The organism is Ferrimicrobium acidiphilum DSM 19497 (assembly GCF_000949255.1).
Lineage (GTDB): Bacteria > Actinomycetota > Acidimicrobiia > Acidimicrobiales > Acidimicrobiaceae > Ferrimicrobium > Ferrimicrobium acidiphilum.
In genome coordinates, this window is sequence record NZ_JXUW01000003.1 from 21,183 (window position 1) to 44,464 (window position 23,282).

The window sequence follows — 23,282 nt, forward strand, 5'->3', positions numbered from 1 at the left end:
GTAGGCTAGAGGTTATGGAACATTTTCGACGACCACGGCGGTTGCGAGCAACCGCTCAAGTGCGAGACCTTGTCGCAGAGACGCGACTCCATCGCCAGCAGTTTATTCTGCCGATGTTCGTCCGCGAGGGAATTAGTCATCCGGTGCCAATCGCATCTATGCCTGGAGTTGTACAGCACTCGACGGCGAGTGCCATCGAGGAGGTTCGCGCTCTCCTGGATTGCGGTGTCTCTAGTGTCCTCCTCTTTGGAGTGACTGATCACAAGGACGAGGATGGCAGCTATGCATGTCGATCCGACTTCATCCTACAACGCACGATTAGCGAGTTGAAGGATACCTTCGGCGACTCGGTCTTTGTATTTAGCGATCTGTGCCTGGATGAGTACACCTCGCATGGACATTGTGGCGTGCTAGATGCAATGGGACGAGTCGACAACGACCGCACCTTGCTCCGTTATCAGGAACTTGCTCAATCGCTTGCGAGTGCTGGTGTCGATATGGTCGCACCTTCAGGCATGATGGATCATCAGGTCGCCGCGATCAGAGAGGCGCTCGATGACATGCACGCAACGGAGTGTGGCATTCTGGCCTACTCTGCCAAATACGCCTCTGCTCTCTACGGGCCGTTCCGAGAGGCGGTCGATGTTCAGATTGCCGATGGGGGCGATCGACGCGCCTATCAACAGGACTATCGAAATCAGCGTGAGGCGTTACACGAGGTTGAGTTGGATCTAGCGGAAGGTGCCGATATGGTAATGGTCAAGCCAGCCTCATACTATCTCGATGTGCTTGCAAAGATTCGAGCTTTCTGCCCAGTCCCGTTGACGGCCTACCAAGTATCAGGGGAGTATTCGATGATAATTTCAGCATCGCAGGCGGGGTTCATAGACCGAAAGCAGACGATTATTGAGTCGTTGACCGCAATAGTCCGAGCCGGTGCGGACAACGTCCTCACCTACTTTGCCAAGGAGGCGGCAGGATGGATATGAGCAACGAGGTCTCCATGGGAAATGAAGCTGCATTCTCTCGTGCCTGCGCATCGCTAGTTGGAGGTGTCAATTCGCCGGTGCGTTCATTCACTTCCGTTGGTGGGAGTCCATTTTTTATCCGAGAGGGTCATGGATCCTATGTTGTCGATATCGAGGGTCGTCGATATCTAGATTATGTCCAGTCGTATGGGGCGATTATTCATGGGCACGGAGACGACGGTGTTCTGGCGGCAGTGATGGATGCGGCTCGAAAGGGTACTACCTTTGGGGCGCCGACGCTTGGCGAGGTGGAACTAGCAGAACGTATCAAAGCGAAGGTACCTGGGATAGACCTTGTGCGCCTGACAAGTTCAGGTACCGAGGCAACTATGACCGCCCTCCGTCTGGCGCGAGGTGTGACTGGCCGATCGAAGATCATCAAGTTCGAGGGGTGTTATCACGGCCATTCTGATGCTCTGCTAGCTTCGAGTGGTTCTGGGGTTGCGTCGCTCGGCCTCCCGGCATCGGTGGGCGTTACACCGGCTGCAGTGCTCGACACCATCGTGGCCCCCTATAACGAGCTTCCCAAGATTGGCGAGGATGTCGCTGCGGTTATTGTGGAGCCGGTGGCTGCCAATATGGGACTAGTACCAGCGTCAGCTGGCTTTTTACAAGAGCTGCGGAGACTCGCCACCGAGGCTGGTGCGTTGTTAATTTTTGACGAGGTAATCACCGGCTTCCGTATTGCAGAGGGTGGTGCGTCAACGCTTTTCGGGGTCACACCCGACCTTTGGTGCTTTGGTAAGGTTATTGGAGGGGGACTTCCGGTCGGCGCGGTCGCGGGACCTGAGGAGATCATGGCATATCTAGCACCAACCGGTCCTGTCTACCAGGCAGGGACGTTGTCGGGTAATCCGCTGGCGACGGCGGCAGGGTCGGCCGCGCTTCGGCAACTGAACTCTGCAAGCTATCGAATGTTGGCTGGTCGGGCTGAGCAGTTGGCCTTTGGGCTTACCAAGGTGATCGAAGAGGCAGATCTAGCCGTGCAGATTCAACGTGTTGAGTCATTGCTCGGTATTTTCTTCGCCGATGAACCGGTGACGAACTATCGGGAAGCAGTCTCGTCGGTGGAGCGAGGCATCTATGCCCACTTCTTTCATGCGATGCTCAAGCGCGGCATAGCAATGGCACCTGGGCCCTATGAGGTTCTGTTCCCTGGGCTTGCCCATACCGTTGATGATGTTGACAAGACAATCGATATCGCCTCTGCAGCCGCTGTCGAGGCCCGAGATCTGTGGGCTAAGAGCCGATAGGTCTTTCCTCCTTCGTTGAGATGCTTCCCTCGCATGTCGCAACGAAGTCAGCTGCGGTTCCTGCGTTGGCGTTGATGTTTGGTCAATATCTGTGATGGAGGAATGGTAAACGAAGCAGGTTTAGCGGGTGATAGTCGCTGGTTGCCGTTGTATCGGCCAAGAGACATGAAGCTGCATAATGAGAGGCAAGCAACACTGCCGCCTAGGCCGTTCCAGCTCGTGTGAATTCCTGCCGATACTTGACCATATCCAGAACTACCATATCCAGAACTATGGAATGGCCAGGTCGTTGTAGAGAGTCGTTAGCTAGACAGCTTGTCTTTCGTGCAGTCGTTGGGTGAAGCTATATATCTGTTCTATGCGATCTGGCGTGGAGCCTGCCATAAGGTTCGCCATGATCGCCACCACTGGAGACATAGTTGCTTTGGATCGCATCGCGAGCCACACTCCAGACGACATCAGGAGAGGATTGGAGATCGCCTTCACAAATAGCCGACCGGCCGCGTAATAACCTGCATAGCGGGCCTGGAGGGTCGCGCTGAATTCGGCCACAGGTCGTGGATCGTTAGTGCCGAGGCTCTGTGTGATAGCATTCGCCGCCATTCTTCCGGTCTCGTAACCATACGAGATTCCCTCGCCATTGAATGGATTGATCGCCGCTGCGGCGTCGCCAACTAGGAGAAAGTTCGCTCCAGATCGGGGTTCGACACTCAGACCCATTGGTAGCTTGCCGCCGGTAGCCCCTCGCAGTCCTTCGTCGGCGGGGAAGTGCCACTCCGGTTGCGTCTGTGCGACGAACCTTTCGAGGGCGTGTGTGGTGTTCATTTTGCGCCACCGCTTGCTGTTTGATAGTAGGCCAAAACCGACGTTCGCAGTACCGTCGCCCGCCGGGAAGATCCAGCCATAGCCAGGTATGGTGGCACCAGTCTCATCTCGAAGATCCAGATGTGACTCAATCCAGTCTTCGTTGGATCTGTCAGTTGGGAAGTAGCCACGTATTGCTAGCCCTAGTGGCTTACTAACGTCACGATGGGCGCCGAGTGAGCGAGCGATTCGTGCGTTGGAGCCCTCCGCGAAGACGTAGACCTTTGCGGTGAGGCAAAGGTCTACGTTGGCTCCTAAATCCCGTACTCTTAGCGATTCAATATGTCCGGAACGCGTCGTTGCCTCTATCGATTCGTGGTGGTAGAGCACCTGCGCGCCAACTTCGCTAGCGCGCTCGAGAACTGCCTGGTCGAGGACGGATCGACGGACGACATAGCCGTAGTTGGGGTAATTTGGAACGCTCGGCCAAGGCAGCTGGTAAGAACGACCAAAGGCCATTGCATGTATCCCAAGGTATTTGTGTTGAGAATCAAGCATCGACTGTAAACCCATGGCTTCGAGTTGAACGACGGCACGTGGGGTGAGTCCATCACCGCAGGTCTTGTCGCGAGGGAAGCGCTTCTTTTCGACCACAATTACCGATACTCCGCGGATGGCGAGCCAATAGGCTACAGCAGCCCCCGCTGGGCCGCCTCCCACGACTATAACGTCCGCCGTTCCTGTTCCTTCGAGAGTTTTGTTCACACACTCTATCGTAGACTGGGTATAGGTGATAGTTCATAATGCGCATAAGACACGGGACTTTTGACGCTAGAAGAGGTAGCTGCCCTCTGGATTTGCGCGCAAGGGTGAAACCGTACCAAGATAGGAGTGTGCGTGAGCGACGGCCACGCCAGCCTTTGTAACTGTACCGATAGAAATGGAGTAGGGTGACTCAATACCTTCCAATAGTCGTCATGCTTGTGCTTGGCGCTCTCTTTGCTTCGGGTTCCTTTGTGGCTTCCGGGCTCTTTGCTCCACGGCGTCCGCACCGGGCTAAGTCTGCGCCCTACGAGTGTGGCATTGTTCCACGATCCGAGGTGGCGGAACGGTTTCCGGTGAGGTTTTACCTCGTAGCCATGATATTCATCATCTTTGACATAGAGATTATTTTTCTCTACCCGTTTGCTGCGGCTGCAGGTGCACTTGGTACTTTCGGAGTGATTGAGATCGCGACGTTTGCTCTGGTTGTGTTCATTGCGTTCGCTTATCTTGTTGCCAACGGCGCTTTGAGCTGGGGTCCAAAGAGAGGTGCCTCTGTCGATACCCGAGTCGCTCATCGTGTCGATCTGGGAGAACTTACTGCGTCGATGGTTCGAGGAGGGCGAGGCTGATGCCGCTTGAAGATCTGAGTTATAACTTCCTAACCGGAAATGTGGAGAAGTTAGTTCAGTGGGCTCGCAAGGCGAGTGTCTGGCCAGCAACTTTTGGGCTAGCGTGCTGCGCCATCGAGATGATGGCCAGCGGAGCGGCTGACTTCGATCTAGCTCGGTTCGGGATGGAGGTTTTTCGAGCCTCCCCTCGACAGTCGGATCTCATGATCGTGGCCGGACGCGTATCTCAAAAAATGGCTCCGGTGCTCCGCCAGGTCTACGATCAGATGATGGAGCCAAAGTGGGTTATCTCGATGGGTGTGTGCGCGTCTACCGGTGGCATGTTCAACAACTATGCGATCGTGCAAGGCGTTGATCAGATCGTACCGGTTGACATCTATGCGCCTGGATGTCCTCCTGGACCAGAGACGTTGATGCACGCGATTCTCACCCTCCACCACCAGATTCAGACCGGCGATATTGTACGACGACGTGCCGCTGGAGAGAAGGGAACAACGGTTCGCATGATCGGCGAGCCAGCGACCAGCAAGGTACTCGGAGGTGTCCAGGATCTTGTCTGATGTGATTATTTTGGAGAGGTCTGATTACCTCTCAACGGTCGAGGCACGTCACCAGGCGGGTTACATCTACTTGGCCGATATCACCTGTGTTGACTATCTCAATGACCAGACGCGAGCCATGACGAATGACCTAAAGCTGGAGCGATTCGAACTCGTCGTTAATCTGCGATCGTTCGCTCCACCGGCGATTCTCCGACTGCGGGTACAGATTCCTGAGCAGAACCCTGTGGCCCCATCGATCTTTGCTCTCTACCCTGGCGCCGAGGCTATGGAACGGGAGGTCTATGACCTCTTCGGGATTCGTTTCGAGAATCATCCTGACCTTACCCGCATTCTCTTGCCCGAAGATTGGGAGGGTCATCCACTCCGCAAGGACTACGGAGTGGGCAGAGTGCCGGTGCAGTTCAAGGAGGTGAAGCGTAACCGATGAGTAACTCTATTTACACCGTCGTGCGTCCTGATGGAGATAATCGATTCGGATTGGCGCAAGAGACCTCCGAGGGTCCCCAAGAGCTTGGTGAGCGATCAGCTACCACCGCTGCCGCGCTCGCAAAGGAGACTGGGGCTACATTGAGGATCCCCGAGGGTGAGGCAGAACTGGAGGGCGACTCAGACGATGGTCGCATGATCATCAATATGGGCCCTCAGCACCCGTCTACCCACGGAGTATTGCGTATCATGCTCGAGATAGAGGGCGAGACCGTACTCCGCTCTAAGCCAGTCGTTGGCTATCTGCACACGGGCATGGAGAAGACCGCCGAAAACTTGACCTACCTTCAGGGTACTACGAACGTTACCCGCATGGACTACTTATCTCCATTGAACAACGAGTTGGTCTTTTGCCTTGCCGCCGAGAGCTTGCTCGGTATAGAGCTGCCAGAGCGTGCAACTTGGATCCGTATGCTCATGTCTGAACTCAATCGTATCGCCTCGCATGTGATGTGGCTAGCGACCAACGGGATGGACCTTGGTTCTACGTCGATGATGATTTTCGGGTTCCGCGATCGCGAGATGGTGCTGTCGTTCTTCGAGAAGACCTCCGGCCTCCGGATGAACAACAACTACATTCGAGTTGGAGGGGTAGCTGCCGATCTACCGGATGGTTGGGAAGATGACGTGACCGCCATCATCGACACCATTGAGGCTCGTACTAGTGACTACGACGAGCTCATCACTGGTCAGCCTATTTTTCGTGAGCGGGTTGTCGGGGTAGGGATTATGAGCCCCCAGGAGGCCGTTGCCCTGTCCGCTTCGGGTCCAATTCTTCGCGCGTCTGGTGTTCCTTGGGATTTACGCAAGGAGATGCCTTACCTATTCTACGATCAGCTTGATTTCGATGTCATCGTCGGAAGTGTTGGTGACACCTATGACCGTTACGCAGTGCGCTTGTTTGAGATTCGAGAGTCGATCTCTATCGTGCGTCAGATACTAGAACGCATGCCCAGCGGACCGTATCGTACGCTGGATCCAAAGGTTACACCTCCTCCTCGCGCACGGATTGACGAGTCCATGGAGGCGCTTATTCATCACTTCAAGCTATTCACTGAGGGTATTCGTATCCCGCCAGGGGAGAGCTATGTGGCAATCGAATCGCCCCGCGGTGAACTGGGGTGCTACATGGTATCGGATGGTTCGGCTAGGCCGTTTCGGATGCACATACGCGGACCATCGTTTGTGAACTTGCAGAGTCTTCCCGTGATGTTGCACGGTGGAATGTTGGCAGATGCTGTGGCCGTTATATCGTCGGTTGACCCAGTTATGGGAGAGGTGGATCGTTAGGTGGCGCGTTTCTCGGATGAAATGTTGAGTCGTGCAGAGGAGTTGGTTGCCCTATATCCGGATCCTCGCTCTGCCACGATCCCGCTCTGCCATCTAGCACAGGAGCAGGACGGATATGTAACTAATGAGGCCATGGCACATATCGCCGAACTGGTCGGCTCGACCGCTGCAGAGGTCCAAGGTACTGCGTCTTTTTACGACATGCTCAAGCTGGAGCCAGTTGGAAGATACGTGATCGGAGTATGCACCAACATCGCCTGTATGTTGCGAGGAGCTTACGAGTTGCTTGAGGATGCAGAGGAGATACTCGATCTCCCTGTCGGCGCCACAACTCAGGACCGCCTCTTCACCTTGGAGGAGGTGGAGTGTATTGCTCACTGCGACCAAGCGCCGGCTGCACAGGTGAACTACCGATACTTCGGTCCGCTTGATCGACAGAGCTTTGAGTCGCTGGTCTCCAAGCTCCGTAATGGAGAGTTGAACGAGGAGGTGCCACCGCATGGGACGCTTATTCGTATACGCCGACAGGCGCCTGCGGTGATCCCGATGGAGGAGATAGATCGCAACAGAGCGGGAGAAGCAGAGTGACTGACCGAATTGTTGGAGCCCGCCTGCATTATGAGGACTCGCAAACCCTAGAACGTTTTCTAGCCACTGGAGGAGATCAGGGGCTTCGCAAGGCACTTCTAGAGCTCACCCCCCAAGAGGTGGCCGATCAGGTAACGACCGCCAATCTGTTGGGTCGTGGAGGTGCAGGTTTTGAGGCTGGACGCAAATGGTCCATGCTTCGGAAGGCTCCTCGACGATATCTGGTGATTAACGGTGATGAGAGTGAGCCTGCGACCTTTAAGGACCATCTCCTTGTAGAGAACGACCCTCATCAGTTGGTTGAGGGAGCGACGATTGCTGCCTATGCCATAGGAGCGTCATTTGTCGTGATCTATCTGCGCGGCGAGTTTGCCCTTGGCCTTGAGAGAGTTCAGCAAGCCATAAATGAGGCCTACGCTAGGAACGCGCTCGGACGTTCTATTTTCGGGTCGTCGTTTTCGGTGGATATAGTGCTGCAGCCCGGCGCTGGCGCCTATATATGCGGTGAGGAGACCTCTCTTATCGAATCCTTGGAGGGTAAGCGAGGTTTCCCAAGGATCAAACCCCCTTATTTTCCGGCGGTGATTGGGCTCTACGGAGAGCCAACCATCGTCAATAATGTCGAGACGGTATCGAATCTTCCTTGGATAGTGCAGCACGGAGGTGAGGCCTTCAAGGCGCTCGGCCAGGGGCGTTCCACCGGTACCCGCCTCTTTGCACTCTCTGGACAAGTGCGCAGACCTGGTCCATACGAGGTAGAGATGACCAAGATAACCTTCAGAGATTTGATCTTCGGCCAAGAGTATGGCCAGGGGCTCGAACCGGGTCGTGAACTGCTCGCCTTCATTCCGGGAGGCGTATCGGCCCCCTGGTTCTTCCCTGAACACCTTGATATTCCTCTGGGGCAAGACGAGGTCGCAAAGGCTGGCTCTATGTTGGGGTCAGGTTCGGTCATCGTTATGGATGACTCGTCGTGCCCCGTCCGTTCGGCTTGGCGGATAGCGCGTTTTTTTGCGAGAGAGTCGTGTGGGCAGTGTACTCCGTGTCGTGAGGGTGGAGCCTGGATAGACAAAATCCTCAGACGAATTGAGGAAGGTGAGGGTAGAGAGGCTGATCTAGATCTTCTCTTGGACCTGTGCGATAACATCTCCCCGGGGATTAAGTGGCCACCAGCTCAGACAACGATCTGTGTTTTGGGGCCGTCCATTCCTCCCTCAGTCAACGCAGCCATCCAACATTTTCGTGATGATTTCCTCATTCATATCAAGGAAGGACGGTGCCCTCATGCCTGATGAGCTGGTAGCCGTAACATTCGACGGTCAACCCCTGCAAGCTCGTAAAGGGGTCAAGTTGATCGATGCACTCGATGAAGCTGGAATCCACGTGCCTCGATTTTGTTATCACCCCCGTATGTCTGCTGTGGGCATGTGTCGGATGTGTTTGGTGGAGGTCAAGGGACCGCGTGGGGTATCGCTACAGCCTTCATGCTATCTTGATGTGGCCGATGGGATGGAGGTCTTCACTGAGTCAGACGCGGTGAAGAAGGCCCAACATGGAGTTTTAGAGTTCCTGCTTGCCAACCATCCCCTTGATTGTCCCGTATGCGACAAGGGAGGTGAATGCCCTCTTCAGGATCAGGCCTTCGCTCATGGCTCTGGCGAGACCCGCTTCGTGGAGGAGAAGCGACATTATGCTAAGCCGATTCCGATATCTCGGCTCATAAAGCTCGATCGGGAGCGTTGCATCCAGTGCGATCGGTGCACGCGCTTCGCCGATGAAGTGGCAGGAGAGCCACTCATAGACTTCGCTGGTCGTGGTGGAACTTTGCGCATCTCGACATTTTCGAACGTCGATTTTGACTCGTACTTCTCTGGCAACGTCGCACAGATCTGCCCAGTCGGAGCGCTGACCACCACGCCATATCGATTCAAGGCACGGCCATGGGATCTCATTCAGTCTGCATCGACCTGCACGCAGTGTGATATGGGTTGCCAAGTAAGTCTGCAGTCAAGCCAAAATGAATTGACACGGATGCTAGGCATCGATTCGGATGCGATAAACCATAGCTGGCTCTGTGACCGTGGAAGGTTCTCAACCAGCGAGGTCAATAACGTGGAGCATCGGGTGACACGCCCGAGACTAAAGGATCAAGATGGCCCAGTAGAGGTTTCCTGGACAAAGGCCCTCCGAGCAGCAGCGTCGACTATGAAAAGGGCGATCGATGAGCGCGGTGCATCAGCTGTTGCGGTGCTTTCTAGCGCGTCCCTGACCCTTGAGGATACATACGCGTGGGCTAAGTTAGCTAGCGACGTCGTTAGAACCAACGCTGTTGATGGTGCTGCTGATGTGCGAATTGATGGGTCCCTGCTGCTAGGGAATCCAGCGTCGATCAATGAGGCGCTGGCCGCACGCAGGCTGGTTTTGTTCAATGTTGATCCAAAAAATGAGCTTCCGGTTTTGCACCTTCGCCTGCGCGCAGCTATCCGTGCCGGCCTTCGTGTAGTCGAAGTGAACGCCGTTCCTACCGATCTGACGTCCATCGTCGATCGATGGGTTCCTATCGATCCAGCAAATCTTGCGACTACTATTGATTCGGTTGTTGCGGCGCTAGATGGCGACTTAGATGATGTGGTAGTCATGGCGGGCTGCCGGGATCGCGCTCTTGGCACCTCTTTGAATACGACTTTGCTTGGGGAGCTATTGAGCCGTATTCCGCGAGCGAAGGTTCTGAGCGGGATAGCTCATGGTGCTAGTGCATTGGCGGTTGGATTCACTCCTAGTGCCCCAAGGGGAATTCGCTCCAGTGGTGGGGTTGAGCCGTCCATGAGTGCCGATTCGATCGTGGCTGCTGCCCTGCGTGGTGAGGTAGCGGTCCTTGTGGTACTCGATAGTGACCTTATGGGGCTTGGGCTCACCGAAGATGAGCTTCTGAGCTTGAATGAACGCACCACGGTGATTGCCTTGAGCTCGTTTGAATCTGCGACTACTAACCATGCGGCGATCGTGCTCCCTATGAGTGCCTACGGAGAGCAGCAAGGATCTACTCTCAACATCGAGTGGCGCCATCTCCGTTTGGGACGCCAGGTTGAGCCCGTTGGCCAGGCGCGGTCAGCGTGGATGATCGCTGCCGAACTAGCTTCGATGCTGGGTGACGAGCTTGGTTTTCTGACCCTGGCTGATATTACACGAGAGCTTGCACAATCGGGCGGGTTGCTTTCGGGGCTTGGTTCGCACTACTTTAGCGATGGACTAGATGGACCGCTCTTCCCGCTCTCACGCAGAGAGGAGAGGCGGACGCAGCGAGTTCTCGATCCGATGGCGACACCAGGTGTCGCTTCGATCGAGCGACAGGGGGCAAATTTTGCTGCGGGCAATGTGATTGAACCGAGTGAATCACCGGGTTTCGCGCTTGGCATTGGTGAGGCTCCGAAATCGCTTCCCTCCGTGAGATCGTCAGTGACGGCAGGAGTGATGGAGCTTGAGCCGCTCACCGAGGGTGAGTACTGGCTCAGCCTGGTGCCTCGATTGTACGATCCTTCACCGGGGTTACTGGCCAACCCATTTCTCAAGCAAGCTATTCGCGAACCGGTACTCGCTGTAGCGCCCGCGCTCGCAAAGGAACTTGGGCTCGCAGATGGTGACCACTGTCGTCTCGTGGGAGCAGGCTCTACTGAGATGGTAGTCAGGCATGCGAAGGATCAGTCGTTGTTCTTAGCGGTACAAGGAGTCACACCAGCGACGCAGCAGTTGTTGGGTGACCAATCCTGGGTCAAAGTGAGGGTGGAGAAGAGCAATGGGTAACGATCCGCTGTTGTCGGGACACATTACGTGGATTGTCGTGTTGATTGTGTTGATCAAGGTTATTGTCGCCTTCATCGCGCTTATGATCTCGGTGCTATTGGCGATTTGGATTGAACGCAAGGTCATCTCTGACATGCAGAACCGGATTGGCCCTAATCGTGCCGGTCCATTCGGGCTCCTGCAAAGCCTGGCCGATGGCATCAAGCTATTCTTCAAGGAAGATCTGATTCCTGAGCGATCGGATAAGTTCATCTTTAAGCTGGCTCCGTATCTGTCGGTGATTCCTGCTTTTATCACCTTCACCTTGGTACCCGTGGGTGGCATAGTGCACATCTTTGGGCACACCACTGAACTTCAAGTGGCCGATCCTCCCATAGGGATACTCCTGCTGCTGGCGATGTCGTCGATTTCGGTGTACGGTGTGATGCTTGCGGGTTGGTCCTCAGGGTCAAAGTACCCACTGATTGGTTCGGTGCGAGCCTCTGCTCAGATGATCTCCTACGAGGCGGCCATGGGCCTATCCATAGCATCCGTTGTGTTGCTTACTGGATCTCTGTCTACGAGAGACATGGTGACCCAGCAACTCGGCACCTTCCTTGGCTTTATCCCGCACTGGAATATCATTCGATTAGGAGTAATACCCTTCATTGTCTTCATAATCGCCATCACCGCCGAGGTGAATAGACCGCCATTTGATCTGGTCGAGGCTGAACAGGAGCTGGTTGGGGGATTTCACACCGAGTACTCATCGATAAGGTTCGCCCTCTTCTATCTAGCCGAGTACATGAACACTATTACCATGTCCGCGATCATGGTCACCATGTTCTTCGGCGGGCCGGATGGTCCTGATCCTCAGTTCCTCCATTGGCTTTGGCCGATCGCATGGTTCATAGTCAAGACTGCGATCTTCTTCTTCATCTATGTGTGGTTCCGGGCCGCGCTTCCACGTCTGCGTTATGACCAACTGATGGATCTTGGTTGGAAGGTGCTTATTCCTGTCATGCTGGTCTGGCTGTTAGTGGTAGCTGCAATGCGAGTCTCGCGTCCACTTGGGTTCGCTATGGTCGGTCTCGGTATCATCGGTGGCCTACTTCTCTACCGTGCGATTGCCGTTGGTCGTGACCGGAGCACAGCTCGGGAGTTGGCACGACCATCGCGAGCTGAAATTGAGCCACCTCAAGATAGAAGGGAGGACCATGGGGATTCTTAGTGGTCTTGGGGGTTTCAAAGTAACCTTCAAGCAGATGGCGGAGCCACGAGTGACTCGCCAATACCCGGAAGAAAAGCGACCAAAGCCACCTCGCTTCCATGGTCGGCACGTGCTGAACCGGTATCCGGATGGGATGGAGAAGTGCATCGGCTGCGAGCTCTGCGCCGGAGTATGCCCGGCCAGGTGCATCTACGTTCGTGGGGCCGACAACGACCCAGAGGCACCGGTATCGCCAGGTGAGCGTTTTGGCTTCGTCTATGAGATCAACTACCTCCGCTGTATTCACTGCGATTTGTGTGTGGAGGCCTGTCCGACGGAGGCTATCACCGAGTCGAAGATGTTTGAGTTTTCGTTCACTAGCAGAGAAGACGCTATCTACACCAAGGCGGAGCTTGTGGTGGACGAGGAAGGACATCCACGTCGTACCCCGTTCGAGGATTGGCGTGATGAGGACGAGGAGGATACCTCGGGATGGGTGCGAGCCACCGCTTCATCAGGGGATCCTAACTTCGAAGGAGTCGCTGGTTGGTCTGGAGAGTTGGGCCATGGTGTCCGGCTTCCAGAGCGAGGCCAGTCGGATATTTCAGAGGATGAGATGACAGCGATGTTCCCGCTACGCGAGATTCTTGCGGATCGGATTGCTCGAAAGATTGGAGGGAAGGTCTGGTGATCATCGCCTCAGTGATTTCGGTTCCTCAGTTGATTGTCTTTATCGTGTCGGTGGTCATCATCGCCGTTGGTGGGCTAGGACTCTTGACAGCTCGCTATCCGGTGCATGCGGCCCTGTTCCTGGTCATGACTCTTTTCGGAGTGGCGATTCTCTTCGTTGAAGAGGGTGCGGAGTTCCTTGCGGCAGTGCAAGTGGTCGTGTATGCAGGAGCTGTTGTGGTCCTGTTTTTGTTCGTCATCATGTTGTTGGGTGTGGATCGGGAGGAGCTAGCGAGTTTCGCTGGTGACACTGTGCGAGTGGTGTTGGCTGGTGTTGGCGTGGCGCTGATCTTGGCCGTGCTTTTCATTGTAGCTACTGGTGCTTGGGCCACTGGGGCGCACTCGAGCGCGGGCAAGTTGACTACTGGCTCAAATGTCGGTGTGCTGGCACGCTCGGTATTCACGACATACCTGCTCCCGTTTGAGCTCACCGCTGCCCTGTTGGTGATTGCGGTGGTGGGTGCTGTGATTCTATCGCGCCGTATGGTGGCTGAGACAAGTGTTATCGAACCAAGACAAGCCAGCGAAGGACGAGAGGTGCAGCAGTGACGATCCCCGGTAGTTGGTATCTCGTTGTGGCGGCGTTGCTCTTTGGTCTCGGGGCTTTCGGGGTCCTTACACGACGCAACGTTATAGTCATGTTCATGTCAGTTGAGCTGATGCTGAATGCAGTCAATTTGACATTCGTGACTTATGCGAGAATGCTCAATGATGTTGGTGGTCAGCTCGCGGTGTTCTTTGTTCTCGTGGTAGCGGCCGCTGAGGTCGTGGTTGGTCTTGGGATTATCGTTGCAATCTTCCGACACCGGGCAACGATCACAGTCGATGACATCTCGAGTTTGAAGGGCTAGACATGGTTGTTTTGGGGTTGGTGGTTGGCTTCCCGCTGCTTGGATTCATACTGCTGCTCGCTTTTGGGCGGCGCATGGGAGATCCAGGTGCAGGATGGTTTGGAACTATTGCGGTTGCCTCTAGTTTTGTAGCCGCCGTTGGAACTTGGATCTTCTTGCTTGCCAAGCACGGGTCCAACCGGACACAGGTACTGCACCTGTTTACTTGGTTCCAAGCGGGCGGCTTTCGGGTAAATATCTCATTTCGAGCGGATCCGCTATCGGTCGTGATGATCCTTTTCGTCACCGGTGTAGCCACGCTTATCCATCTGTACTCGATTGGATATATGAAGCGTGATGCGCGATTCCATCAGTTTTTCGTCTATCTCAACCTGTTCGTGTTTTCGATGTTGGTTCTTGTCACGGCTAACAATCTTCCGCTCACCTTCCTGGGCTGGGAGGGAGTGGGCGCTTGCTCTTACTGGCTGATCTCGTTTTGGTTTGAACGTCCGACGGCGGCGAGCGCCGGAAAGAAGGCGTTCATCATCAACCGGATTGGCGACATGGGTTTCATGTTGGGGACGTTCTTGGTCTTCATGCAGTTGCATTCGGTGAGCTATTCGAAGATATTGCCAGGAGCCCATCAACTTTCGACTGGAACTGCGGAGGCGATCGCTCTGCTGTTCTTCCTCGCTGCGGCTGGGAAGTCCGCCCAACTGCCACTCTTTACTTGGCTACTTGATGCTATGGAGGGCCCAACCCCGGTCTCGGCCCTTATCCACGCCGCTACTATGGTTACGGCTGGAGTGTACCTTATGGCTCGGCTCTCTCCCATTCTCGCACTTGCCCATGCTGCTTCAATGACGATCGCGATCATAGGCGTGATTACCGCCTTTGTGGCGGCAATGGCCGCGACCTCGCAGACGGACATTAAGAAGATTGTCGCCTTCTCTACAGTGAGCCAGCTCGGCTATATGATGCTCGGAATTGGAACTGGAGCCTACGTTGCTGCCATCTTCTTGATGGTGACACATGCGTTCTACAAGGCGTTGATCTTCCTTTCTTCGGGTTCGGTCATTCATTCACTCGATAGCGAGCAGAACATTCGCAAGATGGGAGCGCTGGCTAAGTTGATGCCGATCACTGCCTGGACGATGATTATCGCATGGCTTTCGATCGCTGGTGTCCCGCCCTTCTCTGGATTCTTCTCCAAGGGATCGATACTCGAGGACGCATTCGGGCGTAATGAGCTGCTTTGGGTGGTCGGAGTCGTGACTGCTCTTCTGACGGCTTACTATATGGGTCGGTTAGTGTTTGTCGTCTTCTATGGCAAGGCGCGGTGGCAGGAGGTCACGCATGGCCATGATCCGCATGAATCGCCGCGGATTATGACGATTCCTCTTATCGTGCTGGCGATTGCAGCGGCGACGGCAGGACTTCTGAACCTACCATATTCAGGCCTACGCTTCCTCCACGATTGGCTTGCACCAGTATTCGGTTCTTCGTTGGTCTCTTATCACCTTTCCTCGACTGAAAAGGTGTTGCTCCCTGCCACCGATGCGGTTGTCGCTCTTCTTGGCGTTCTCTTTGCCTGGCGTCTCTGGCGCAACCATTCCGAGCGTAGGGAACTCGAACCAACGATTCTCATCAGGGGATGGTACATCGATACGCTGTACGACAAGACATTTGCGCGTGGCGGAACTGCGCTCGCGAAGTTTACTGACCGCGTCATCGACCCCACTGTCATTGACGGTGCCGTTGGCGGGGTCGCATGGCTATTTCGTTGGGTTGGTGGCCTCGGTAAAAAGGTGCAGTCTGGGCTTGTACGGAGCTATCTCCTCATTATGGTCGCTGGAATTGTTGTGGTCGTTGTGTATGTGCTCGTGAGTGCGGCGCGGTAGAGAGGAATTCGATGACGTTACTCGATTGGCTGATAGCACTTCCCGCCTTGGGAGCTCTCGTGGTTCCCATGATGTCCTTGCCGGCTGACAACCAAAAGTTGGTCCGCTACTTCGGTATCGCGATTTCACTGGTTGAGCTCGGGATCGCCATTGGCATGGCGATAGCATTCAAGCTCCATACCAGTTCGTATCAATTTGTTACCAAGGTTCACTGGATCGGAGCATTTGGCATAGCTTGGTATCTTGGGGCCGATGGCATCTCGCTCGTGCTCGTCTTATTGACCGCCGTTCTGTTTGCCATCGCCATGTTTGCGATGAAGGGCGTGAAGGACTACCGGGCGTATGTCGGTTGGATGTTACTTCTAGAGGCGGCCTGCATGGGGAGCTTCACCGCTCTTGACCTCTTCCTGTTCTTCGTTTTCTTTGAGTTGACCCTAGTGCCAAGTTATTTTCTGATCTCCGATTTTGGTCTAGGAGCATCGGGTCGAGCAGCTATCAAGTTTTTTGTCTACACCTTCGCCGGTTCGGCGCTGCTCTTGATAGGTATCGTTTCCCTGGTGTTTATCCATGATCATCAGACTGGGCACCTCACCTTCTCCTTGCCTGCTCTAATGCATACAAAGCTTCCAAAGGACACGGCTATCCTTCTGTTCTTGGCTTTTGCCGCTGCGTTTGCAGTCAAGACTCCAATCTTTCCCTTCCACACCTGGTCTCCGGATACCTACCGGGCGGCACCGATTCCGGCGGTGGTGATCTTGGCGGGAGTGATGGCCAAGCTCGGAGCCTATGGTCTTATTCGGTTTGACCTTGAGCTATTCCCAGCCACATCGCGTGAATTGGCTTGGTTGATGCTGACTCTTGGTGTGGCCGGGATTCTATATGGTGCGATTGTGGCGGCTGGTGAGCGCGATCTTGGTCGTATGGTGGCTTACTCGTCGTTGTCACACATGGGCTTCATTGTGTTAGGTATTTTTGCCTTTTCCACAGAGGGTCTCTCTGGCAGCACGCTCCAGATGGTCAACCATGGGATCTATACAGCTGCTATCTTCCTATTGCTGGGGATGATTTACGAACGTCGTGGGACGCTCGACATGAATAAGCTTGGTGGTCTTCAAAAGAAGGCTCCGATCTTCGCTGCTGTGTTTATTCTCGTCGTAATGGGCATGATTGGCCTACCTGGTTTGAATGGGTTCGTGGGCGAGTTTTTGATTCTCCTTGGCACCTTTATAACGCATCGGTGGTGGGCGGTGGTGGCAGTGCTTGGTGTGGTCTTGAGCGCCGTCTATCTTTTGTGGGCCTATCAGAGGGTGTTTCATGGAGAAGCTAAAGATGAGCGCAGTTTCCGCGACCTAGCTCCTCGCGAAGCGTTGCTACTTCTACCTCTGGTGGCGATTATCGTATTCTTGGGCATCTACCCGGTCCCGCTGTTATCACGGATTAATCCGACGACGTCAGCCATAGTGCACCACGTGAAAAAGGCGCCGGCGCTCACCAATTCGCCGGTTTCGAGTGCTGCGGCTTCTATCACAACTGGAGGGGCTAAGTAGTGTTTGCGACTCTGGTATCACAGTTGCCGATTAGGCTTCCGGCGATCTCCTATCAGGCGATCGCTCCTGAGATGATTCTCTTTGGGGCCGCGCTGCTGGTGTTGGCTTTGTCAGCCACGCTTGGACGGCGAGAGCATCCAGAACTCTATCGTTGGATTGGCCTCCTAGCCGCACTTGGCGAAGGGGCGTGGTCAGCGAATCTACTCAGGCTGGTGGATAAGCATGGACCCTCTCTTGCCATCGCAGGCGCGATCTCCAACGACGGTTTCTCTGCAGTAGTAGGCATCATTGTGGCCGTGGCGTTGACGCTGACGATGTTGATTGGCCCCGGGTTTGTGCGAACGGTAGCCGGGCAGGGGCCGGAATTCGTGACGCTGCTACTGATCTCGGCTACAGGTGCCGTAGTCATGGCGCAGGCCAATGATCTCATCGTCATCTTCTTGGGGCTGGAGATTCTTTCGATTGCACTCTACATAATGGTCGGCTTCCGATTGAGGGATGGACTATCTAGGGAAGCAGCATTCAAGTATTTTATCTTGGGTGGGTTCTCCTCTGCGGTCTTCCTCTACGGGGTTGCACTCGTCTACGGGGCTACTGGTTCCACCAACCTGCTCAAGATCGGCTCATTTCTTTCGTCTCACGTTCTGATCAACGATGGCGTCCTCCTCTTTGGTATCGCTCTGATCTTGGTTGGATTTGGCTTCAAGATATCCGCAGTCCCTTTTCACGTCTGGTCCCCAGACGTCTATCAGGGCGCTCCGACTTCGGTGACTGGATATATGGCTGCGATGGCAAAGATCGCCGCCTTCGCCGCACTGCTGCGTGTGCTCACGGTCGCCTTCCACCTTCAGCTTCAGTATTGGCGTCCGATCGTTATCGCGCTCGCTGTCCTATCGCTTGTGTTTGGTGCCATTTTCGCACTGCGTCAGCGCGAGATCAAGCGGATGTTGGCCTACTCCTCGATCAATCATGCTGGTTTTATTCTGCTTGGTGTTTTGGCAGCCACTAGCGGCGGTGTGCGGGATTCGCTGTTCTATCTCGCGGCCTATTCGGTGATGGTGATTGGAACCTTCGGGCTCCTGTCTCTCATTCAAGCGGATGCGGGAAAGACAGAGGGTTCCATAGCGTTGAGTGACCTACGTGGCCTTGGGCGCCGGCGACCGGCGGTGGCGACGCTCTTGGCTATTTTGGTGCTTGCTCAAGCTGGGGCTCCCTTCACTAGTGGGTTTATCGCCAAGTTCTCGGTCATCACCGCCGTGATTGCAGTCAACGAATACTGGGTAGCCGTGGTTGCGATGGTTACGGCGGCGATTGCAGTGGCGTTTTACCTAAGGCTCGTCCTCGCACTATTCGCCCGAGATGAGGTCGAGCTGGGGGCAGGCGACGCCCTTTACCCTGCCGTGGTGCGAGGTGGTAGTGATGCGGGTTATATAGCCCCACGCATATCTCAGATTCCGGTGTGGATTGGTGTGTGGCTCTCGGTGGCGTTCACGGTCTTCTTTGGCGTCTTCCCTACCTTGCTGTTGACATTGGCGAGCAATGGCAAGATCTTCTTTTGAGCCTCCTGTCGTCGAAGCAGATGGGTCATCTCCTCGATCCCTCTACCTTGACGAAGCAGCGAATCGTTGGCTACTGGTGGGCCACGCTACTGTTTGTAAGCTAATCTGATTCCGGTGTTAAGTCCTGTCCCAATGGTGATGCGTCGGGGGCTAGCCGTCGTGGTGACGGGTGTCGTTGCTGGCATCGCGGTGGTGCTGTTTCACTGGTCGCTCGAGGGTCTAACGTATCTGCTGCGTGCTATTCTCGGCGTTAAGGAGCTGGTCTCTCCGATCCATGTAGTCCACCTCGTCGGTGAACGCCTATGGGTCCTGCCGATAGCGATCTTCATTGGATTATGTATAGCCAAACTCGTGTCGACGGCTTCGGGTGTCGCTGGTCAGCGGGAGAGGGGAGCCGATCGGGTAATTGAGGCCGTGAATGGTTCAGAGCTAGATCTTCCGCTAACGGAGACGTTGGGGACTGCGGTGGCAGGGGTTATAGCGCTTGGAACCGGGGTCTCTGGTGGGCCTGAAGGGCCGATAGCGATGCTGGTGGGTGGTCCACTGCTTAGGTTGCTATCCTGGTGCAGTTTGGATGATAGCAGCACAAGAGTTTTCGTCGCCGCCGGTGTTGGGGCTGCCCTTGCATGTATTTTTCGAGCCCCGTTCGCCGGTGTTCTGCTCGCCGGTGAGCTATTTGTGCTAGCTGGTTTTGTTGGGGCGGTAATTGTACCTGGGCTCCTAGTCACAGCGATCGCATGGATGATTGACTCCGTTGCCGTTGGTGGATCTCCGTTGATTGGTCATCTTCTCTTTGGGAGTATTCACGCAGAGGCCTATGTAAGCGCAGTGGTGATCGGGCTCATCGCTGGGCTAATCGGCCTTCTGTATCGCTGGTGGATTGCTGTGGTGGCCAAGTCGATCACGCGTTATTCGCGATCGACCTATAGGAGGTGGTTGTCTGTCGCCATAGGGGTGGCAGCTATGACCGCTGGCATCGGGTTGGTTGCACCTGAAGTTCTCTCAACCGGGACGGGTTGGATTCGGCTGGTGACGTTGCTCGGCGCTGAGTCGCGAGCTTGGCCACTGTGGTTGCTCTTATTGGTGCCTGTGGCACGTATCGCCTTGACCGGGCTCAGCCTTTCAGCCGAGGCGCCGATAGGGGTCCTGGGACCGGCTCTTGTGATCGGAGCCTTCAGTGGTGTGTTGCTCTGGCGGATAGTATCGCTTGCCCACCTGCCCCTGAGCTTTGGAACGTTGCCGCTATTCGCAATCATCATGTTTGCGGCAGTATTTGGCTCGATAGGGCGGATTCCACTATCGATGGTGGTGATTGCACTGACCGCAACCGGATCGTTGACGGTAGCAGCAGCTGTAATGGTCGCCGTCGCCGTCGCTTTGCTTGTTGTCCAGCGTAAGCGCATCACCATCTTTGGTTCGCAGGTCCTTGCCGGGCGGAGTCCACTTTCGTCACCGTGATGACGGTGTCGGTCCTTCCAGGCGAGGTGTGTCACTCAGAAAACGACCAATCACCGGTAGATCCCAGAGCGATTCTGCCTTGCTGGCGGCGATGGCGATCGCAGGCAGGTTCTCAATGGTGTCGACGACGAGGTATCGTGGCAACCAGGTGGGATCGAACTTCGAGTTGAAATGCCATAGTGATTCGATCTGCATCGAGTCAGACAGCCTGCCAAGTACCCAGCGCTCGACTCTGGAGGGTATTCCTGATCCGCGCTCGCCTGCTAACACGGCCCGCATGGCTGCAAAGTTGAGGCTGACGGCACCGTAGCCCTGTTCGCCAAGTTGGCGCATGGTCTCTATGATCAAGAGATCAAACATGCCATTGGGATGGTCCCCAAGGTCGCGCCGCATCAGGTCGAGAGAGTAGCCATTTACCGCGGGCGCTGGTACCCACTGACAGAATCCGGTGATGACTCCCTCTTTGTTTCGGCAGATACTCATGAGCAGGTTGGTATCGCGCGGGTCGAAGATGCGACCCAGAGTCATCGAGAAGCCGCGTTCGCGATCACCCCGTCGGGAGGAGGTCATGATGGCTAGGATCTGTTCACGATCGGCCGTTGACAGTCGAATTGGGTTGCTTAACGTGACCGAGTAGCCGTAGTTTTTCATCCTATTGACAGCTTGGCGGAGGCTCTTGTGTCGTTTGCCAGCTAAGTTGAGCCCGTCAAGGGCAACGAGAGCCTCATCTCCTATGTAGTAGCTACGCATGTTCATAGCTTGATATACGGTTCGCCAAGAGGCAGTAGCGCCGAGAATGGCGACGGAACGCCCTTGTCGTTTCATCTCCGCATAGAACTCGACGAAGGCGAGCCTAGAGTTGGATCGCGGACCTATTGGGTCTGGGGAGACGATGACGGTGGAACCGAATATTCCGTATGCAATGACAACTCCATGACGAATCCAGCGCATTTTGTCGTCTCGTAGGGCGAAGTAGTCGAGTGTGCTTTGCGGGTGAGTTGCCAGGATGCGAGTAAATGTCTCGACACTGGGCGGAGCGCGACCCTCGAGATGCACGCGTGTCGATAGCGGAGCCAAGATCGCCCAGATGCCGATGAGGAGCAAGGCCAGCATCGACAACTGCAGCGCATCTCGAAGATAGGGATGCTCGAAGGGTGACGGAGCATGAGCGGAGAGGCCGAAAGAGATGGTCGCGATACTTACGAAGGTGGACAAGAGATGATCAGGTTGGCGTCGGTGGGCGAATAGTTGTGCCACCAGCGTTACGACGAGAGCGACGATCCACACAAGGATCATCGTTACTACAATCCTGACCAAGCGAGAGAGCGTAGGCTTGGTTGGCGTGGGTTGATCGAAGGCACGCCGATTGATGAGCAGAACCATGAGGACAACTGCAAGAACGATCATTGTTGCTAGGTCGCCTCCACGGCCAAGATTCGCCAGGAGGGCCAGAACGGCGACTGCAATGGAGATCTGAAACGATCGCCTTCGACCTGCGTGGAGACCGAGTGCTACCGCAATCATGCCTACGCCAGTGGTGACGGCTAGCGCATTCGCGTAGTGGCGCACGAAGGTGGCGATGCTTGGAAAGAGTACCGAGGCGAGTCTTAGGTGGTGGTGCAGGGGTGGCAACAGAGCACTGGCGAGTTCAATGATCCCACCCAGGAACACGACGATGGCGATCATACGACGGAAGCGCAAGTTGCCAGCGTGCAGCGCTCGGACCAATGGAGAGTAGGCCGGACCATCGGGAGTGGCAGCCTGTAATTGGGGAGTAGGTGTTCGCAGCTCGGGTGTGACCAGCAGACGCAGAAGTCGTGACCGGGTCTTGAGCCGTTGGATCGACCATAGGCTGATTCGAAGGGTGGCGCCCGGCTCAAGCTCCAACCAGGAGGCATCGATCATAGGGAGATAGATGGCCGGAACTGGAATCCGTGTTGGCGCTCGGTTGACGCTGACGCCGAAGTTTCCAGGAGTTGCAAAAATGACATCGGCAACTCTAAGCAGTTCCTTGGTCTGGGTGTCCCCAGTGATCAGGCCGTGGTATCCATCGCGGGAGATCTGATCGAGTCGTAGTCGCTCGGGTTCGTTTGGATCATGGACTCGCATCGCAGTCTCTAGCGGTTTATCGAGGATCCGAAGTGTGCCACGACTGCTGAAAATAGACACCGTGGCAGCCAGCACCAGATCGAGAACGATTGCGATAGCTAAGATTGCCGAACTCGTCACTAGTGCCGTAGACCATTGGTGGTGGATGGGAGGAGCCAATATCAGTGGAATCCGAATCGCCAGGATGAGAAGAATTGGGATGGTCACCCACGGAGTCAGTAGTCGCATATTTCGGTAGAAGGAACGCGAGGCGATGTATCGCGCGATTGATGCCTGTGGGTTGAGGCTAGCCGCATCGGCAAAGCGGCGTCCCTGCTTGCTTAAGCGGTCGAGAATTGCAGCCCTAGGGTCATCGGAGGATGGACGATATGGGTTGCCTGGGTCAACGAGCAGACGCTTGATGCCATGGTCTTCATAGGTGAGTTCAAGACTCGAGCACCACTGTGGATTCCAGTGCGGGTCGAGCAGCTTCTCTTGGGGAGTCGCCATCGTCGGCATGAGATGCCCGAGTTCGATGTTGGCGGCGACGATGAATGTCGGTCGACGATAGCTTTTCAGGACGGCTATATTCTGGCAGGCCTCGACGTTGGTGAGATTGCCACAGACGATGACAATGTCGTTGACGCTCAAGCCATCCGTCGCCGCTTCAAGTTCGGAACGAATATCATCCAAGCGCTGTTCAAGGACCTTACTAGATAGCACCACCGCCTTCTGTCCGGGCTGCAGGTGATAGGTCGTCCCCATTGGGGGTGC

19 protein-coding genes are annotated in these 23,282 nt (G+C 55.3%); 17 read left to right on the forward strand and 2 right to left on the reverse strand.

All coding sequences use genetic code 11. The features are described 5' to 3' along the window. Positions 1 to 14 precede the first annotated feature (14 nt). Entirely contained in the window at positions 15 to 989 is a 975-nt protein-coding gene (gene hemB / locus FEAC_RS01965; protein WP_035389089.1) for a porphobilinogen synthase, read from the forward strand. Continuing rightward, positions 986 to 2,281, forward strand: coding sequence for a glutamate-1-semialdehyde 2,1-aminomutase (hemL, locus tag FEAC_RS01970; RefSeq protein WP_035389124.1), 1,296 nt, complete (start codon positions 986 to 988; stop codon positions 2,279 to 2,281). Before hemB ends, hemL begins: the two co-directional genes overlap by 4 nt. 306 nt (positions 2,282 to 2,587) lie before the next feature. Here hemL and FEAC_RS01975 read toward each other — a convergent pair whose 3' ends face one another. Further along, positions 2,588 to 3,850 carry a geranylgeranyl reductase family protein gene (locus FEAC_RS01975; protein ID WP_160290309.1) on the reverse strand — a complete coding sequence of 421 codons (1,263 nt, stop codon included), beginning with the start codon at positions 3,848 to 3,850 and terminating at the stop codon, positions 2,588 to 2,590. Positions 3,851 to 4,035: 185 nt separating this feature from the next. On the opposite strand from FEAC_RS01975, the gene FEAC_RS01980 reads away from it, so the two are divergent. The 15 genes from FEAC_RS01980 (at position 4,036) to FEAC_RS02050 (ending at position 20,420) form a co-directional block, all read left to right on the forward strand. Then, positions 4,036 to 4,479 carry an NADH-quinone oxidoreductase subunit A gene (locus FEAC_RS01980; RefSeq protein WP_201773818.1) on the forward strand — a complete coding sequence of 148 codons (444 nt, stop codon included), beginning with the start codon at positions 4,036 to 4,038 and terminating at the stop codon, positions 4,477 to 4,479. Further along, positions 4,479 to 5,039 carry an NADH-quinone oxidoreductase subunit B gene (locus tag FEAC_RS01985; RefSeq protein WP_035389088.1) on the forward strand — a complete coding sequence of 187 codons (561 nt, stop codon included), beginning with the start codon at positions 4,479 to 4,481 and terminating at the stop codon, positions 5,037 to 5,039. The genes FEAC_RS01980 and FEAC_RS01985 overlap by 1 nt, the downstream gene beginning before the upstream one ends. Beyond that, entirely contained in the window at positions 5,020 to 5,469 is a 450-nt protein-coding gene (locus FEAC_RS01990; protein WP_236684584.1) for an NADH-quinone oxidoreductase subunit C, read from the forward strand. The genes FEAC_RS01985 and FEAC_RS01990 overlap by 20 nt, the downstream gene beginning before the upstream one ends. Further along, complete coding sequence (locus FEAC_RS01995) at positions 5,466 to 6,818, forward strand: NADH-quinone oxidoreductase subunit D (RefSeq protein ID WP_081901046.1); 1,353 nt, start codon at positions 5,466 to 5,468, stop codon at positions 6,816 to 6,818. Before FEAC_RS01990 ends, FEAC_RS01995 begins: the two co-directional genes overlap by 4 nt. Then, positions 6,819 to 7,406 (forward strand): NADH-quinone oxidoreductase subunit NuoE family protein, encoded by a 588-nt coding sequence (locus FEAC_RS02000; RefSeq protein ID WP_052565268.1) that lies wholly within the window; start codon positions 6,819 to 6,821, stop codon positions 7,404 to 7,406. Next, positions 7,403 to 8,698, forward strand: a complete 1,296-nt coding sequence (locus FEAC_RS02005) for a complex I 51 kDa subunit family protein (protein WP_052565270.1) — start codon at positions 7,403 to 7,405, stop codon at positions 8,696 to 8,698. Before FEAC_RS02000 ends, FEAC_RS02005 begins: the two co-directional genes overlap by 4 nt. Next, on the forward strand, positions 8,691 to 11,207 hold the full coding sequence (gene nuoG, locus FEAC_RS02010; protein WP_035389086.1) for an NADH-quinone oxidoreductase subunit NuoG: 2,517 nt from the start codon (positions 8,691 to 8,693) through the stop codon (positions 11,205 to 11,207). The genes FEAC_RS02005 and nuoG overlap by 8 nt, the downstream gene beginning before the upstream one ends. Then, positions 11,200 to 12,417, forward strand: coding sequence for an NADH-quinone oxidoreductase subunit NuoH (gene nuoH / locus FEAC_RS02015; RefSeq protein ID WP_081901044.1), 1,218 nt, complete (start codon positions 11,200 to 11,202; stop codon positions 12,415 to 12,417). The genes nuoG and nuoH overlap by 8 nt, the downstream gene beginning before the upstream one ends. Next, on the forward strand, positions 12,404 to 13,087 hold the full coding sequence (gene nuoI / locus FEAC_RS02020; protein WP_035389085.1) for an NADH-quinone oxidoreductase subunit NuoI: 684 nt from the start codon (positions 12,404 to 12,406) through the stop codon (positions 13,085 to 13,087). Before nuoH ends, nuoI begins: the two co-directional genes overlap by 14 nt. Continuing rightward, a complete protein-coding gene (locus FEAC_RS02025; RefSeq protein WP_052565272.1) occupies positions 13,084 to 13,674 on the forward strand; it encodes an NADH-quinone oxidoreductase subunit J in 591 nt (196 codons plus the stop codon). Before nuoI ends, FEAC_RS02025 begins: the two co-directional genes overlap by 4 nt. Next, the gene (gene nuoK / locus FEAC_RS02030) at positions 13,671 to 13,976 is read left to right on the forward strand and encodes an NADH-quinone oxidoreductase subunit NuoK (protein ID WP_035389084.1); all 306 of its coding nucleotides are present in this window, start codon (positions 13,671 to 13,673) and stop codon (positions 13,974 to 13,976) included. Before FEAC_RS02025 ends, nuoK begins: the two co-directional genes overlap by 4 nt. Positions 13,977 to 13,978: 2 nt before the next feature. Beyond that, on the forward strand, positions 13,979 to 15,856 hold the full coding sequence (nuoL, locus tag FEAC_RS02035) for an NADH-quinone oxidoreductase subunit L (RefSeq protein ID WP_035389083.1): 1,878 nt from the start codon (positions 13,979 to 13,981) through the stop codon (positions 15,854 to 15,856). An 11-nt stretch (positions 15,857 to 15,867) separates the two neighbouring features. Beyond that, positions 15,868 to 17,403 (forward strand): complex I subunit 4 family protein, encoded by a 1,536-nt coding sequence (locus FEAC_RS02040; RefSeq protein ID WP_035389082.1) that lies wholly within the window; start codon positions 15,868 to 15,870, stop codon positions 17,401 to 17,403. Beyond that, positions 17,403 to 18,962, forward strand: a complete 1,560-nt coding sequence (locus FEAC_RS02045) for an NADH-quinone oxidoreductase subunit N (protein WP_052565274.1) — start codon at positions 17,403 to 17,405, stop codon at positions 18,960 to 18,962. The genes FEAC_RS02040 and FEAC_RS02045 overlap by 1 nt, the downstream gene beginning before the upstream one ends. A 114-nt stretch (positions 18,963 to 19,076) precedes the next feature. Next, a complete protein-coding gene (locus tag FEAC_RS02050) occupies positions 19,077 to 20,420 on the forward strand; it encodes a chloride channel protein (RefSeq protein ID WP_152623031.1) in 1,344 nt (447 codons plus the stop codon). Here FEAC_RS02050 and FEAC_RS02055 read toward each other — a convergent pair. Beyond that, entirely contained in the window at positions 20,412 to 23,273 is a 2,862-nt protein-coding gene (locus FEAC_RS02055) for a bifunctional lysylphosphatidylglycerol flippase/synthetase MprF (protein WP_035389080.1), read from the reverse strand. The genes FEAC_RS02050 and FEAC_RS02055 overlap by 9 nt on opposite strands. Between the last annotated feature and the right edge of the window lie 9 nt (positions 23,274 to 23,282).

Coding starts and splice junctions, on each gene's coding strand:
- FEAC_RS02040 (WP_035389082.1), top strand. CDS start 15,868: ATGACGTTACTCGATTGGCTGATAGCACTTCCCGCCTTGGGAGCTCTC.
- FEAC_RS01985 (WP_035389088.1), top strand. CDS start 4,479: ATGCCGCTTGAAGATCTGAGTTATAACTTCCTAACCGGAAATGTGGAG.
- nuoI (WP_035389085.1), top strand. CDS start 12,404: ATGGGGATTCTTAGTGGTCTTGGGGGTTTCAAAGTAACCTTCAAGCAG.
- nuoL (WP_035389083.1), top strand. CDS start 13,979: ATGGTTGTTTTGGGGTTGGTGGTTGGCTTCCCGCTGCTTGGATTCATA.
- hemB (WP_035389089.1), top strand. CDS start 15: ATGGAACATTTTCGACGACCACGGCGGTTGCGAGCAACCGCTCAAGTG.
- hemL (WP_035389124.1), top strand. CDS start 986: ATGAGCAACGAGGTCTCCATGGGAAATGAAGCTGCATTCTCTCGTGCC.
- nuoG (WP_035389086.1), top strand. CDS start 8,691: ATGCCTGATGAGCTGGTAGCCGTAACATTCGACGGTCAACCCCTGCAA.
- FEAC_RS01995 (WP_081901046.1), top strand. CDS start 5,466: ATGAGTAACTCTATTTACACCGTCGTGCGTCCTGATGGAGATAATCGA.
- FEAC_RS02055 (WP_035389080.1), bottom strand. CDS start 23,273: ATGGGGACGACCTATCACCTGCAGCCCGGACAGAAGGCGGTGGTGCTA.
- nuoH (WP_081901044.1), top strand. CDS start 11,200: ATGGGTAACGATCCGCTGTTGTCGGGACACATTACGTGGATTGTCGTG.